Below are 13490 nucleotides of genomic sequence, written 5' to 3'. Positions count from 1 at the left end.
TCGGCATAGGAGCAAAGACATCGCTTTTTCCTTTGCCGCTTCTCAAGGACTGCCTCCATGCCCAGCCTGCCCAGCACCCGCCGCGCCGCCCATCCACCCTCGTGCACACGCCCCACGGCGCTGGCTGCACAGGCCTTGATGCTGGGCCTGTTGATCTCGCTGGGCCTGCCCATGACCGCTGTGGCCCAGAGCCCGAGCTCCGCCCCGGATGCCAGATCCATCCGGTTCGACCTGCCGGCCGGTGATCTGGAGACCAGCCTGCACAGCCTCGCGCGCCAGGCAGGCATCACCCTCTCGTTCGATCCAGCCCTGGTCCAGGGCCGACAGTCGGCGGCGCTGAGCGGTACGCGCGGCGTGCACGAAGGGCTTGCCGCCCTGCTCGCCCCGCACCAGCTGCAGGCCACGCGCACGGCCGAAGGCGGCTGGGCCGTGCACCGTGCGCGGCCCGGGGCCGCGGCCGAGCATGCGCTGCCCACCGTGAACGTGCTGGCCGATGCCGAGCATGAAAGCGCCTGGGGCGCCGTGCCCGGCTACGCGCCGCGCCGCAGCGCCTCGGCCATGAAGATGGATGTGCCGCTGCTGGAGACGCCGCAGCAGGTCAGCATCATCGGCGAGGCCCAGATCCGCGACCAGGCCATCTCCAGCGTGGCCGAAGCCGTGCGCTACAGCGCGGGCGTGCGTCCCATGGACTACGGCATCACCGATGACGACGTGGCCGTGCGCGGTTTCTATCTGACGGGCACGGGCCTGTACCGGGACGGCATGCGCATGGTCCACAACGGCTTCATGACCAACCTGGAGCCGTATGGACTGGAGCGGCTGGAAGTCGTGCACGGCCCGGCCTCGGTGCTGTACGGCCAGTCCGCGCCCGGCGGCCTGATCAATGCCGTCACCAAGCGCCCGCGCGCCGGCATGCAGCGCGAAGTGGGCGTGGAATTCGGCAGCCACGACCGGCGCCAGCTCACGGCCGACATCGGTGGCGCCATCAATGAACAGGGCACGGCGCTGGCACGGCTGACCGTGCTCAAGCGCGAATCGGGCACGCAGTGGAACGGCCTGCGCGCCGATCGCAGCTACATCGCCCCCTCCTTCACACTGCTGGGCGAGCGCACCAGCCTCACCCTGCTGGCGCAGTACCAGGAGGACGAAACCGGCTTCGTCATCCCCTACTACCGCCAGACGCCTGCGGGCTGGTCGGCCACGGACATCAACGTCAGCGGACCGGGATCTGGCCACCACAAGCGCAACGCCAGCGTGGGCTGGCTGCTGGAGCACCGGCTGAACGACCAGCTCACGCTGCGCAACAACCTGCGCTACCTGGACGGCCGCAACGACCGGCGCGAGATGCGCAACCGGGGCCTGACGGCCGACCAGCGCGGCATGGCACGCCTGGCCATGGTGCGGCCCGACGCCGAACAGACCTGGGTCATGGACACGCAGATCGAAGGCCGCCACCGGACGGGTGCCGTCTCGCACCAGTGGGCCGTGGGCTTCGACTACTACCGCTCCAGGCTCGACTGGCGCATCTACTCGCTCAACGGCGCCGTGGCGCCGCTGGACCTGGTCAACCCCATCCACATCGCGCCGAACTGGGATGACAACTACCTCAGCGACCGCGCGCTGGCACGCACGCACCAGGCGGGTCTGTACGTGCAGGACCAGATCAAGTTCGGCGAGCGCTGGGTGCTCAGCGCCGGCCTGCGCCGCGACAGCGCACGCATAGACACCGACTACGACGCGCGCGCCGCAGCCACCGCGCCCTTCGCCATCACCACCGTGCGCCGCACCGACAGCGCCGTCACCGGGCGGCTGGGCCTGATCTACCTGGCGCCCAGCGGCCTGGCGCCCTATGTGTCCTTCAACAACTCCTTCCAGCCGCCGCTGACCACGGTCACGGCCACCGACGCCAACGGCAGGCCCTACGAGCCCGAGACCGCGCGCCAGTTCGAGGCCGGCCTGCGCTACGCGCCGCCGTCGGCCGGCTACACACTCAGCGCCGCAGTGTTCGACCTGCGCAAGCGCAATGTGCGCACGCCATCCACACTCAACCCGCGCTTCGACGTGCAGACCGGCGAAGTGCGCAACCGGGGGCTGGAGCTGCAGGCCCAGGGCGAGATCGGCGGCGGCTTCTCGGCCATTGCGGCCTATACCTACCTCGACTCCAGGGTCACGCGCAGCAACAACGCCATCGAGATCGGCGCGCGCCCCGGCGCCACGCCGCGCCATGCCGCATCGCTGTGGGGCAAGTACCAGCGCGGCGCCCTGGAGCTGGGCCTGGGCCTGCGCCACATCAGCGCCACGCCTGGCGAGCTGCCCATGGACGGCGTGAAGACCCCCATGAACGACGCCTACACGCTGTGGGACGCCATGGCCGCCTACACCACCGGCCCGTGGCGCTTCTCGGTCAACCTAAGCAACCTCACCGACAGCCAGTACCGCACGCAATGCAACACCTTCCGTGGCGGCGCGCAATTCTGCGCGCTGGGCTTCGGGCGCGAGGTGCGTTTGGCGGCGGCCTATCGGTTCTGAGTGCCGCCATTGCTGCCCGCCAGGGGGAGCAATGCAGGCCCCCGCTCTTGGAACAACGCCCGGCGGAGAGCAACAGACAGCCCACTCGGCATGCATCTGCAGCACGCTCGGTGCAGCTTGCATCCAGCACAGCGCATCGCGGACCTGCTCGTCTGGATCGGATGGCGTTGGATGCATGCAACGCATTGCGCAGCAGGCCAGCGGCCACCGATGTGTGATGCCGGGTTCTAGGTGCGAGGCCGTGGCTGCGGCTTACTGGTTCTCGGCGCGGCCATTGCTGCCGGCCAGGAGGGCCTCCGTGCAGGCCCCGCCCTCGGCAAAACGCCTGGCGGACAGCAACAGATAGCTCACCGCGTAGAGGATGGGATCGTCGTTGTCGTCGCCATGGAGCCGCCCGACCAGGGCGATGATCCGCCGCAGGTTCAGAGACAGATCGTTCAGCAGGCAGACCACCGGCGCGGCCATGTGCACCAGGCCCGCCGCATGGTGGGCCTCTTCGTGGTAGCGGTGCAGCAGATCACGGACAGCAGAGATTTCCGGGCTTTGCACGCGCTCGGCATGCATCTCCAGCACGCTCAGTGCAGCGCCCATCTGGCACAGCGCATCGTTGACCTGCTCTTCGCAATCGCATGGCATTGCGCCGTCGCAGTTGCATTGGTGCATTGACTACGTCCTCCCCCTGATTTGCGTGAACTCTTGCCAAGGCTTTTTTGGCGCGCGCCAACATATTTGGCTCAATCTATCGAAGCCAATGATTTTGCTGAATATATTCAACAAATCACCAATTGCCTAGAGCGAACCTTGCTGAATATTTTGAGCAAGCAACGTGGAACCAGATCAGGCATTCGGACAGGCGCTGCGCAGCCTGAGAACAAAGCGCAATTGGTCGCAGACAGACTTGGCTCTGCGCGCAGACATGGACCGTTCTTATGTGTCGTTGATAGAGTTGGGCCGCAACAGCCCAAGCATCCGCATGCTGTTTCAGCTTTGCGATGCCCTGGACATCACGCCGTCTGCATTGATCAAGGATGTGGAGAAGCGCATGAAGGTGATCGGTCAGGGCAGTGACCCGGCCGGCGATTGACGGCTCCTTTCGACAGGACAGGAAGCCGGGCGCTGTAACACCCCGGACCGGCATAAGCAAAGACGCAGATGCCGCTTGCACGCCCCTGCAATACGCACTAACTTGGAGGGCCGGCCCGGCCATCGGCGTCGACGGCAGAATCTGCCCGTATCCCACCCCTACCCGTCTCTTTCATGACCACCCTCAAGCTCTACTACGCTCCCGGCACCTGCGCCCTGGCCGCCCGCATCGCCCTGATCGAGGCCAATGCGCCCCATGAAGTCGTCAAGCTCGATTTCTCCAAGGGCGAGCAGCGCAGCCCCGAATACCTGGCCATCAATCCCAAGGGCCGCGTGCCCGCCCTGGTGACCGAGCGCGGCGTGCTCACCGAAACGCCGGCCCTGCTCGCCTATATTGCCCGGCGCTTTCCCGAAGCCCGGCTTGCCCCGCTGGACGATGCCTATGCCTTCGCCCACATGCAGGAGTTCCACGGCTACCTGTCCTCCACCGTGCACGTGGCCCACGCCCATGGCCGGCGCGCAGGCCGCTGGGCCGATGACGAGGCGGCCATTGCCTCCATGCAGCGCAAGGTGGCAGCCAACATGGCCGAATGCTTTGGCGTGATAGAGCGCCACTACCTGGGCGACGCGCCCTGGGTGCTGGGCTCCGACTATTCCGTGGCCGACGCCTATCTGTTCACCATTGCCGGCTGGCTGGAGGGCGACGGCGTGGACATCGCCGGCTTCCCCAAGGTGCAGGCGCACTTCAAGCGCATGGGCGAGCGCGCTGCCGTGCGCGGGGCGCTGGGGAGCTGAGGGGGGAGGCTGCCCGCGGCCTGCGATGGCCGCGCTCAGCCAAACAGATCGCTGTGGGTTCCAAGGCGCTTGAAGATGACGATCTCCATGTCCTTGGCTTCGGGATGCGGATCAATGCGATAGATCAGCAGGAAGTCCCCTCCCAGATGGATGTCCCGGTCGCCCGCGTCCCATTCATCGTCGGCGATCAAGGCGTGATCGCTCCACTGCGCCGCCAGCACCTGCTGCGCCGTGTGGGCAATGAGCAGGCCGCCGACCTGGTTCACCAGTGTCATGTCGTAGCGGCCTGATGCCGCCATGCGCTGGTAGTCCTTCTTGAAGGTCTTGGTGTACGCGATGGTGCGCAGCCTGTAGCCCTTCTTGCCGGCCATCAGGCTTCATCCCTTTCCATGGCCTGCAGCATGGCTTCAACAGAGGCATGTCCAGGTTCACCGCCTCTGGCGATTTCTCTCGCCTCCAAAGTGGCCTGCCGGTTTGTCTCGCGACGCAGCCGCATCGCCTGCACCTGCTCCGCCGTCAGCCGCAGGTCAAAGGGAATGCCGTTGTGCAGCACAACGCCCTGCAGAAACATGCGCACGGCGGCGTTCACATCCATGCCCAGCGTAGAAAGTATGTCGGCAGCGCTGTCGTAGATCTTGTCATCCACAGTAGTACGGATGATGGTCATCTTTTGCTCCTTTGAGGTCACTTGCCGACATATTCTAGGCAATCTCAAATCAACTGTTGCTGCGACCTTCCACACGCATTCACTTGCAAAAACAAAAAACCAGACAGTCATTCGTAAATTTCCCTTGGCAGTCCTCCAAGCCCCAGACCTCTACCGCCGCCCCCAAGCCTTGCCTACAGTCGCCAGGACAGGCAGGGGCGTTGCACAAGGCGGCGCCTTTTCGCCATTCCAGAAACGACGGATTCAGACGACAGGGTGGAGCATGCAAAGACAAGCCAGGGTGATTGCCATCAACAACCAGACAGGGCTCATCGGCCTGCAGCCGGAGGGAGAGGACAGCTGCGTGCTGGCGCAGCAGCTCGATACCCGCCCCGTGAATACGGGCCAGATGCTGTCAGGGGAGATGGACAGCGTGGGCATGGAGACGTTTGTGAACGCGCAGACGCAGGACCGCATCGAGGTCTTTGTCGAGGCCTACGGGCTGTCTGCGGAGGCCGTGGAGCTGGCGATGCGCTGAGTGGGCCGGCCAGCGAAGGCGCGGGTGCCGGTCTCAAGGCCGCGCCCACTGCGCCAGCGTGTGCCGCGCCAGCGCCTCGACATCCAGCGGAGACCGGGGGTCCACCGCCAGCTCTCCCAGCATCACCATGGCCTCGGGAATCTGGTTGCGCTCGCGCAGCAGCAGGGCCTTGTTCAGCAGCAGAAAGCCGCGGGTCTGGGCATCGGGGCCGGCCTTCAGGCCGCTGTCCAGCAGGGCAAGGCATTGGTCGGGGTCGTCTTCCATCAGGGCGGCTGTCTTCCAGGCGGGGGCGAAGCCAGGGGTTTCGCGGGTCATGGCCAGGGCGGCCTGGCGCACCTTGCTCCTGTCGGTCTCCCACTCCAGGGCGAGGTAGCGCAGATAGGTGCCTTGCGGGAGCTTGCCATCGCGCTCCATGCGCAGGCTGTGCACGGCCGTCTTGGCCGTGAAGAAACCCCTGGGAGCCATTGCATCCACGCGCCGGTAGTGGCGATAGGCCGCATCGAAGTCCTTTTGCAGCAGGTAGGTGAATGCGGCGTCGTAGACGGGATAAGGCCAGTCCGGCGCCAGCTTCGAGGCGGTCTCGAAATGCGCCAGCGCAGCCCGGTTGTCACCGCGCTGCCCTGCGGCGCGGCCCAGGGCATGGGCATCGCGCGCCGCCTGGCTGACGGGTGTGGCGCGGGGCAGTTCCCAGCTGAAACGGCCATCGGCCTTGTCCAGGTCACTGCGCTTGAGCACGCGGCCGGCGCTGTCCTTGAAGACGATGTCGTCGGCTGCCATGGCGGGCCCTGGCGCCAGCAGCTGCAGTGCCAGGGCCATGGCGGCAAGCAAGGGGAGCTTCATGGTGTGCTGAGCTTGGTTCGGGAAAGCCGATATTAGGGCGCAGACGCAGACGCAGACGCAGGAGCGGAGCCGGCAGAAGGGGATTCGCCTGCAGGCCTGCCAGTTGAGGGGGCCGTGGCGGCGGCACGCCTTCCCCTGCCCCTGGCGCGCGGGCGGGCAAGGTGATTCATTTGCCACTCCAGCGATTCGGTATCGAAGTCGAAGGCATCCAGCAGGGCAATGGCTTTCCTGGCCTCCCTGAAGTCCACTTCCGTGACGGGCGGACTGTGCCGCAGCGACAGATCGTGCTTGAGCAGCCATTGCTGCAGATCGGCCAGCGCGACGATGGAGATGCCCTGGTTGATGAGCTGTGACGCGGTGACTTGCGCCAGCATGGCCGGCGTCAGTTGCCTGCAGGAGCGCAGGCCCAGGACCTGCCTGAGTTTGGCCACCAGGGGAGTGCGCAGCTCGAACTGGGGCAGGCTCTCGAAATGGGCCAGGGATTCGAGGTACAGGTCCGGCTCCGCATGTATGGCGTCCAGGTCGTTGGGCAGATTCAGCAGTTCGCAGATGCGATTGAGGGCGGTGCGTGCGCGTTCGGTGCCGAGTTTCTCGGCCTTGCCCGCTTGCGCGACCGAGCAGCCGGCGATGACGGAGCGCAGCACATTGGCCTTGGTGAGATTGGAAATCATGGAATCCCCCTGATGAAAATCCAGGGACCCGCGCGGAATCAGCTTCAGCCGCCCGGTCCCGACAATGGCTCTGGCGCGGCGATGGGCCGTTCACGGAACCTCGGAGGCCGGCAGGCGCAAGTGCATTGCGCCGCCGCCAAGGGACAGGAGGACGCCAGGCCTTGCAGAGTTCCAGGGGAAATGCACGTGCTTGCGCCCACAGTCAAATGCAATGCGCTGAGGTGCAAATTCCATGCAGATTCCATCGAAAAGGGGGCCTGACGGCCCCCCTGGTGTGCTCTGCCGGCTGCAGCCCCGGCAGGCCTTGCTTGCGGCGACTCAGCGGCGGCGCAGGCGCTTGATGCCTTCGACAGCCGCCAGCACGATGGCGCCGGCCACGATGCCGGCCACCGCGTTGAGCACATTCACCGCCAGCACGCGCCACAGGCCGCCCAGCGCGCCCTGGGCCACGGCATCGCCCAGGCCCTCCACGGCGTGGTGCAGCGCAGGCACGCCGTGTACGAGGATGCCGCCACCCACCAGGAACATGGCGGCCGTGCCCGCAACGGACAGCCCCTTCATCAGCCAGGGCGCGGCGGCGACGATGCCCCGGCCCAGCGCGCGGGCCGCAGCGCTGGCACGCTGGCCCAGCCACAGTCCCAGGTCATCGAGCTTGACGATGCCGGCCACCAGGCCATAGACGCCCACGGTCATGATGAGGGCAATGCCCGCCAGCACGGCCACCTGCTGCCCGAACGGCGCCGAGGCCACGGTGCCCAGCGTGATGGCGATGATCTCGGCCGAGAGGATGAAGTCGGTGCGCACGGCGCCCTTGATCTTGTCCTTTTCCATGGCGACGAGATCGACGCCCGCATCGGCATTGGCCTGGGTGAGGCGCTCGCGCTCCACGGCATCTTCCTCGGGCGAATGCAGGAATTTGTGGGCCAGCTTCTCGCAACCCTCAAAGCACAGAAAGGCGCCGCCGACCATGAGCAGCGGCGTGACAGCCCAGGGAATGAAGGCGCTGATCAGCAGCGCCGCAGGCACCAGGATGGCCTTGTTGATCAGCGAGCCCTTGGCCACGGCCCAGACCACGGGAATCTCGCGCTCGGCACGCACGCCCGTGACCTGCTGGGCGTTGAGGGCCAGGTCATCGCCCAGCACGCCGGCCGTCTTCTGTGCAGCCACCTTGGTCATGACGGACACATCGTCGGCCATGGCCACGCTCTTGCGTGCCGCCACCTTGGTCATGAGGGCCACGTCGTCCAGGATCGCTGCAATATCGTCCAGCAGCATCAGCAAACCAGCACCAGCCATCGCATTACTCCAGTGAATTGTTCGGGGAACTTCTTTTTGCCTGGGCGCCATCATGGGGCCTGGGCATGTCCTGCCCATGTAGGAGATGCCCGGCGGCCAGCCCGGTCACGGGGCCGACCGGCCGTGCGTCACTTGCTGGTCTTGAAGCCCTGCCCTGCCGCCCAGGCCGCCACGTCGTCGCGGCGGATGGCGGCGGCCATGAGCTGCGGGAAGGCATCCGGCGTGCAGGCGAACGAGGGCACGCCCAGCGCGGCCAGCTTGGCGGCCAGTTGCGCATCGTAGGCAGGGGCGCCTTCGTCGCTGAGTGCCAGCAGGGTGATGAACTGCACGCCCGACTCCACCAGTTCGGAGGCGCGGCGCAGCAGGCCGCTTTCCACACCGCCTTCATAGAGGTCGGAGATGAGCACGACGATGGCGTTGCGCGGCTCGCTGATCAGGCCCTGGCAGTAGCCCACGGCACGGTTGATGTCGGTGCCGCCGCCCAACTGCACGCCAAAGAGCACGTCCACCGGGTCGGAGAGCTTGTCGGTCAGGTCCACCACCGCCGTGTCGAAGACCACCAGCTTGGTACTGACGGCCGGCAGGCTGGCCATGACGGCACCGAAGATGCTGGAGTAGACGACGGAGTTGGCCATGGAGCCGCTCTGGTCTATGCACAGGATGACTTCGCGCTGCGGGCGGCGCACCTTGCGGCCGTAGCCGACCAGGGTCTCGGGCACGATGGTGCGGTAGTCGGGCTGCCAGTGGCGCAGGTTGGCGCGGATGGTGCGGTTCCAGTCGATCTCGGAATGGCGCGGACGGCGGTTGCGCTGGCTGCGGTCCAGCGCGCCCGAGACGGCGCTGCGCATGGGCTCCTCCAGGCGGCTCATGAGGTCGTCCACCACCTTGCGCACGACGATGCGCGCGGTCTCCTTGGTGTTCTGCGGGATGACGGAGCCCAGGGAGATGAGGTCGGCCACCATGTGCACGTCGGGCTGCACATGCTCCAGCATTTCGGGCTGGAGCATGAGTTCGCGCAGGTTCAGGCGCTCCATGGCGTCGCGCTGCATGACCTGCACGACCTGGCTGGGAAAGTACTTGCGGATGTCGCCCAGCCAGCGCGCCACGCTGGGCGAGGAGTTGCCCCGGCCGCCCCGGCGCGAGAGGCTGCCGTCCTTGTTGTCTTCTTCGTAGAGCGCGGCCAGGGCCTTGTCCATCTCATCGAGGGAGCCGCCCTTGGCGCCCAGCCCGCCGCAGCTGCCCTCGGCCGGCTGGCCCAGCACCAGGCGCCAGCGCTGCAGCCGGTTGGTGGGCTGGACGGCGGGGTCCTGCGGATCGGCGTCGGCAAGGGATGCATCGTTCACGGTGGCAGCGGTGTTCATGGCTGGGCCTCCTGCGGGCTGGACAGCAGTTGCGCGGGCAGGTTCAGGCCCAGCAGTTGATCGAGTACGGGAAGGGCAAGCACGGCGCGCGCCTCGTTCCAGGCGCCGTCGTCACCGCCGCCTGCCGCGCCTGCGGCACCTGCGGATGCAGCCGCCACGACGGCCGCACTGCCCTGCCCTCGCCGGGCCTTTTCGCCCAGGCTCTGGCGGTCATGGTTGGAGAAGGCCGAGAAGCTGCGGCGCACCAGCGGCAGGATCTGGGTGAACTGGGTCTCGCCCAGCTGGGCCAGCCAGGCATCGACGGCGCCCCAGATGGCGTCGTCGTGCAGCAGCACCAGGGCCTGGCGGTTGAGAAAGCCGTCCAGCCAGGCGGCAGCGTCCAGCGGCGGCACGCCCAGCGAGAGATTGCGGCCCAGTTGCGTGGCCACGGCCTCGCTGTCCAGGCGGTGGGCATCCAGCAGCAGGCGGCAGGACGTGCCGCGCAGCAGGGCCGCGCCGGCGTCGCCCAGGGCAATGCTGCGCAGGGCGCCGAACCAGACCTCGCGCGGCTCCTCGGCATCGCGCAGGCGCAGGGCTTCATGGGCCTGCAGCACCGTGGCCTGCATGTGCCTTGCGGCGTCTTCATCCAGCGCCATGCAGGCCAGGGGCAGGCCGATGGCGGCACGCAGCGCCATGCTGTCGATGACCGTGGCCAGCGCCTGGGTGTCGGTCTGGCGCACGCTGCCGTAGCGCAGCACATTGGCCAGCGGCGGCAGCGCCTGCATGAGCTGGGAAACGTCGCCGGTGCTGGCAGAGCGGTCGGCCAGGTCGTGCATGAGGGCATCGACCAGGTGCGGCAGGTCGGCCAGCAGGGCGTCGTCGATGGTCTTGGCCAGCTCGGGCAGCGGTGTCTCGGGCGTCAGCGCCTGGCGCACCTTGGCGGCTGCAGCCTGCACCAGGGTGCCGCCGTAGCGGCTGGCCTCGATGACGCGCACGGCCAGCTCGGGCTCCCACTGCAGCTGCCAGCTTTCGCGGAAGGTGCCCCGGTTGCGCTGCTGGTCGGTGGTGACGCTGCCCCACTCTATGCCCAGCAGGCGCAGCCGGTGCAGGAAGTGGCTGCGGTCGCGGTCCGTGTCCTTGCGCAGGTCCAGGGCCAGGACCTTGGCGGCCGCCTCGGGCTTGAGGCGCAGGCTTTTTTGCTGCTGCTCGATGTCGCGCTGCAGCGGCACCTGGGGCACGTCGGCGGGCACGCCGCCGATGCGGTCGCCCACGCTGAGTTCGCGCTCGATCAGGCGCAGCGGAGCGCGCTCGCCCATGCTGATGACGGTGACGATGGCCTCGTCCAGCTCGGGCAGGCCCGGGCTGGCGTGGCCGCGCAGGGCGGCCAGGCTTTCGGCCAGGCGCGTGGCCTCGATGATGTGGGCGCTGGAGCAGTCCAGGTCCTTGGAACGCAGCAGATGGGCCACGCGCGCCAGCCAGCCGACGGTGCGCCGGGTGCTGGCGCGTGCCGGGTCGGCAGCAGGTGCGGACTGGAGCAAGGACTCGGGCGCAGGCTCGGAGCAGCGCCACAGGTGTTCATACCAGCCCGGCGAATCCACGCCCGCTCCATAGCCGCTGGACGAGCACAGGTTGCGGTAGGTCCAGGGCGCCCAGGTGGCCTGGACCTTGGCCTTGGGCAGGCCCTTGAGCGTGGCGGCATCGGCCTTGGCGGTGACCTGGGCCTGCAGGGCCGGCACATGCCATGCGCCGCAGACCACGGCAATGCGCTGGTGGCCGGCCTTGACGGCCTCGCGCATGCACTGGCGCATCCAGGCTTCGCGCAGCGCCTCGCGCCGGGCGTGGCGTTCTCCGCGCACTTCGTTGGGCAGCTCGGCACGCACCACGGCCATGGCTTCGGCAATGCCCTCGAACAGGGTGGCGCCGTCGCCGCGCTCCTCGACCATGCGGTTCCACCAGCTTTCGCCGTCGGGGTAGCCTGCGGCCTCGGCCAGCAGGTCCAGCGGATCGCGCCAGTCCCGCCTGCCGGGGTCCGAGGGATCGACGGCGAGGTCGGCAGCCGGCACGGACTGCGTGGTGTCGTCGCGGTCCAGGGCCTCGGCGGCATTGCTCTGGAGCTGGCCGCCGTCTGCCGCAGCGGCGCCGGAATCGGAGCCGGTGTCGGCATCCTGGCCTTCATCGCCCGCATCCTCGCCCGCATCACCTGCATCTGCTGCCGCCGCCTCGGCCCGGCGCCGCTCCTGCTCGGCCATGTCCAGCGCCATGCGGTGGGTCTGGGGCAGGTCGATGAAGCGCGTGGCCACGCCCTGGCGCGCCGCCCATTGCAGGGCCTGCCATTCGGGCGAGAACTCGGCGTAGGGATAGAAGGCGGCATGGGCCGGGCTGTCCTGCACATAGACCAGCATGGCCACGGGCGGCTGCAGGTCGGCATGCTGCAGCATGGGCAGCAGGGACTCGCCCTCGGGCGGGCCTTCGACCAGCAGGCAGTCGGGCTGTAGCTGCTCCAGGGCCTGCAGCAGGCTGCGCGCGCAGCCCGGGCCATGGTGGCGGATGCCGAAGAAATGAAGCGGATTGGCAGAGGTGGCCATACGGGAAGTGCGCAGGAGATGCGCAGAAGATGCGGTCGGTCAGCGGTGCGGGAGTGCGGGCTTCAGAGCTGCTCGCGGCAGGCGCGGTACAGGTCCTTCCAGTCGCTGCGCTCCTTGACCACGGTCTCCAGGTATTCCTTCCAGACCACGCTGTCCTGCACCGGGTCCTTGATCACGGCGCCCAGCAGGCCCGAGGCCACATCGCCCGCGCGCAGCACGCCGTCGCCGAAATGCCCGGCCAGCGCCATGCCGCTGTTGATGACCGAGATGGCCTCGGCCGTGGACAGCGTGCTGCTGGGCGACTTCACGCGCACGGTCTTGCCGTCCTCGGTCTGGCCGTTGCGCAGCTCGCGGAAGATCTGCACCACGCGGCGCACTTCCTGCAGGGCCGGCGGCTCGGCGGGCAGTGCCAGGGCGCGGCCCTGCTCGGCCACGCGCTTGGTGACGATCTGCACTTCCTCGTCCTGCGATGCCGGCACGGGCAGGACCACGGTGTTGAAGCGGCGCTTGAGCGCGCTGGACAGCTCGTTCACGCCCTTGTCGCGGTTGTTGGCCGTGGCGATGACCGAGAAGCCCTGCACGGCCTGCACCTCGGTGCCCAGCTCGGGCACGGGCAGGGTCTTTTCGGACAGCACGGTGATCAGCGTGTCCTGCACGTCGGCCGGGATGCGGGTCAGCTCTTCGATGCGGGCGATCTTGCCCAGCTTCATGGCGTTGACCAGGGGGCTGGGAATCAGCGCCTTCTCGGACGGGCCATGGGCCAGCAGCTGCGCGTAGTTCCAGCCGTAGCGCAGCTGCTCCTCGCTGGTGCCGGCCGTGCCCTGCACCAGCATGGTGGAGTCGCCGCTGACGGCGGCCGACAGGTGCTCGGACACCCAGGACTTGGCCGTGCCCGGCACGCCGTACAGCAGCAGGGCGCGGTCGGTGGCCAGGGTGGAGACGGCGATTTCCATCAGGCGCGGATTGCCGATGTACTTGGGGCTGACCTCGAAGCCGTTGCCGAGCTTGCCGCCCATCAGGTACTGGAGCACGGCCCAGGGCGACAGCTTCCAGTTGGGCGGACGCGGACGGTCGTCCACCTTGCGCAGGGCTTCGAGTTCTTCGGCGAATTGCTGTTCGGCATGCTGGCGCAGGACTTGGCTCATGGTGTGCTTCCGGAAAGGGATG

13 protein-coding genes are annotated in these 13490 nt (G+C 67.8%); 4 read left to right on the top strand and 9 right to left on the bottom strand.

Features of this window, described 5'->3' with window-relative positions:
• The first annotated feature begins 57 nt into the window (after positions 1 to 57).
• Positions 58 to 2529: a TonB-dependent siderophore receptor gene (locus tag ACF8ME_RS22535; RefSeq protein WP_392418262.1), complete on the top strand. Its 2472-nt coding sequence runs from the start codon at positions 58 to 60 to the stop codon at positions 2527 to 2529.
• A gap of 252 nt (positions 2530 to 2781) precedes the next feature.
• Here ACF8ME_RS22535 and ACF8ME_RS22530 read toward each other — a convergent pair whose 3' ends face one another.
• A complete protein-coding gene (locus tag ACF8ME_RS22530; protein WP_083571187.1) occupies positions 2782 to 3165 on the bottom strand; it encodes a hypothetical protein in 384 nt (127 codons plus the stop codon).
• A gap of 190 nt (positions 3166 to 3355) precedes the next feature.
• On the opposite strand from ACF8ME_RS22530, the gene ACF8ME_RS22525 reads away from it, so the two are divergent.
• Together ACF8ME_RS22525 and ACF8ME_RS22520 are read left to right on the top strand one after the other, a co-directional pair.
• Positions 3356 to 3613 (top strand): helix-turn-helix domain-containing protein, encoded by a 258-nt coding sequence (locus tag ACF8ME_RS22525; protein WP_034396000.1) that lies wholly within the window; start codon positions 3356 to 3358, stop codon positions 3611 to 3613.
• Between the two features lie 173 nt (positions 3614 to 3786).
• A complete protein-coding gene (locus ACF8ME_RS22520) occupies positions 3787 to 4407 on the top strand; it encodes a glutathione S-transferase family protein (protein ID WP_016449195.1) in 621 nt (206 codons plus the stop codon).
• Between the two features lie 35 nt (positions 4408 to 4442).
• On the opposite strand, the gene ACF8ME_RS22515 is transcribed toward ACF8ME_RS22520, so the two are convergent.
• Positions 4443 to 4778: a type II toxin-antitoxin system YafQ family toxin gene (locus ACF8ME_RS22515; RefSeq protein WP_141834648.1), complete on the bottom strand. Its 336-nt coding sequence runs from the start codon at positions 4776 to 4778 to the stop codon at positions 4443 to 4445.
• Positions 4778 to 5074: a type II toxin-antitoxin system RelB/DinJ family antitoxin gene (locus ACF8ME_RS22510; RefSeq protein WP_043790100.1), complete on the bottom strand. Its 297-nt coding sequence runs from the start codon at positions 5072 to 5074 to the stop codon at positions 4778 to 4780. Before ACF8ME_RS22510 ends, ACF8ME_RS22515 begins: the two co-directional genes overlap by 1 nt.
• A gap of 262 nt (positions 5075 to 5336) precedes the next feature.
• Here ACF8ME_RS22510 and ACF8ME_RS22505 point away from each other — a divergent pair, with 262 nt between their 5' ends.
• Positions 5337 to 5591 (top strand): hypothetical protein, encoded by a 255-nt coding sequence (locus ACF8ME_RS22505; RefSeq protein ID WP_016451380.1) that lies wholly within the window; start codon positions 5337 to 5339, stop codon positions 5589 to 5591.
• A gap of 33 nt (positions 5592 to 5624) precedes the next feature.
• On the opposite strand, the gene ACF8ME_RS22500 is transcribed toward ACF8ME_RS22505, so the two are convergent.
• From ACF8ME_RS22500 to ACF8ME_RS22475, 6 genes are all read right to left on the bottom strand, one after another.
• Positions 5625 to 6431 carry a hypothetical protein gene (locus ACF8ME_RS22500; protein WP_074921406.1) on the bottom strand — a complete coding sequence of 269 codons (807 nt, stop codon included), beginning with the start codon at positions 6429 to 6431 and terminating at the stop codon, positions 5625 to 5627.
• Between the two features lie 32 nt (positions 6432 to 6463).
• Positions 6464 to 7102, bottom strand: a complete 639-nt coding sequence (locus ACF8ME_RS22495; protein ID WP_267177973.1) for a hypothetical protein — start codon at positions 7100 to 7102, stop codon at positions 6464 to 6466.
• 318 nt (positions 7103 to 7420) lie between these two features.
• Positions 7421 to 8398, bottom strand: a complete 978-nt coding sequence (locus ACF8ME_RS22490; protein WP_392408044.1) for a DUF808 domain-containing protein — start codon at positions 8396 to 8398, stop codon at positions 7421 to 7423.
• Positions 8399 to 8526: 128 nt separating this feature from the next.
• Positions 8527 to 9759 carry a VWA domain-containing protein gene (locus tag ACF8ME_RS22485; RefSeq protein WP_392418258.1) on the bottom strand — a complete coding sequence of 411 codons (1233 nt, stop codon included), beginning with the start codon at positions 9757 to 9759 and terminating at the stop codon, positions 8527 to 8529.
• Positions 9756 to 12323, bottom strand: a complete 2568-nt coding sequence (locus tag ACF8ME_RS22480) for a DUF5682 family protein (RefSeq protein WP_034363577.1) — start codon at positions 12321 to 12323, stop codon at positions 9756 to 9758. The genes ACF8ME_RS22485 and ACF8ME_RS22480 overlap by 4 nt, the downstream gene beginning before the upstream one ends.
• 62 nt (positions 12324 to 12385) lie before the next feature.
• On the bottom strand, positions 12386 to 13468 hold the full coding sequence (locus tag ACF8ME_RS22475) for an AAA family ATPase (RefSeq protein ID WP_016449186.1): 1083 nt from the start codon (positions 13466 to 13468) through the stop codon (positions 12386 to 12388).
• Positions 13469 to 13490 lie beyond the last annotated feature (22 nt).

Source organism: Delftia sp. WSY_7 (assembly GCF_043104845.1).
GTDB lineage: Bacteria > Pseudomonadota > Gammaproteobacteria > Burkholderiales > Burkholderiaceae_C > Comamonas > Comamonas tsuruhatensis.
The sequence above is the reverse complement of the archived record's forward strand: the minus strand, read 5'-3'. Positions and strand labels throughout refer to the sequence as shown.

What these genes read in the sequence shown, in the direction of transcription:
- ACF8ME_RS22490 (WP_392408044.1), bottom strand. Translation starts at nt 8,398, where the DNA reads ATGGCTGGTGCTGGTTTGCTGATGCTGCTGGACGATATTGCAGCGATC.
- ACF8ME_RS22480 (WP_034363577.1), bottom strand. Translation starts at nt 12,323, where the DNA reads ATGGCCACCTCTGCCAATCCGCTTCATTTCTTCGGCATCCGCCACCAT.
- ACF8ME_RS22495 (WP_267177973.1), bottom strand. Translation starts at nt 7,102, where the DNA reads ATGATTTCCAATCTCACCAAGGCCAATGTGCTGCGCTCCGTCATCGCC.
- ACF8ME_RS22515 (WP_141834648.1), bottom strand. Translation starts at nt 4,778, where the DNA reads ATGGCCGGCAAGAAGGGCTACAGGCTGCGCACCATCGCGTACACCAAG.
- ACF8ME_RS22520 (WP_016449195.1), top strand. Translation starts at nt 3,787, where the DNA reads ATGACCACCCTCAAGCTCTACTACGCTCCCGGCACCTGCGCCCTGGCC.
- ACF8ME_RS22500 (WP_074921406.1), bottom strand. Translation starts at nt 6,431, where the DNA reads ATGAAGCTCCCCTTGCTTGCCGCCATGGCCCTGGCACTGCAGCTGCTG.
- ACF8ME_RS22530 (WP_083571187.1), bottom strand. Translation starts at nt 3,165, where the DNA reads ATGCCATGCGATTGCGAAGAGCAGGTCAACGATGCGCTGTGCCAGATG.
- ACF8ME_RS22485 (WP_392418258.1), bottom strand. Translation starts at nt 9,759, where the DNA reads ATGAACACCGCTGCCACCGTGAACGATGCATCCCTTGCCGACGCCGAT.
- ACF8ME_RS22505 (WP_016451380.1), top strand. Translation starts at nt 5,337, where the DNA reads ATGCAAAGACAAGCCAGGGTGATTGCCATCAACAACCAGACAGGGCTC.
- ACF8ME_RS22510 (WP_043790100.1), bottom strand. Translation starts at nt 5,074, where the DNA reads ATGACCATCATCCGTACTACTGTGGATGACAAGATCTACGACAGCGCT.
- ACF8ME_RS22475 (WP_016449186.1), bottom strand. Translation starts at nt 13,468, where the DNA reads ATGAGCCAAGTCCTGCGCCAGCATGCCGAACAGCAATTCGCCGAAGAA.
- ACF8ME_RS22535 (WP_392418262.1), top strand. Translation starts at nt 58, where the DNA reads ATGCCCAGCCTGCCCAGCACCCGCCGCGCCGCCCATCCACCCTCGTGC.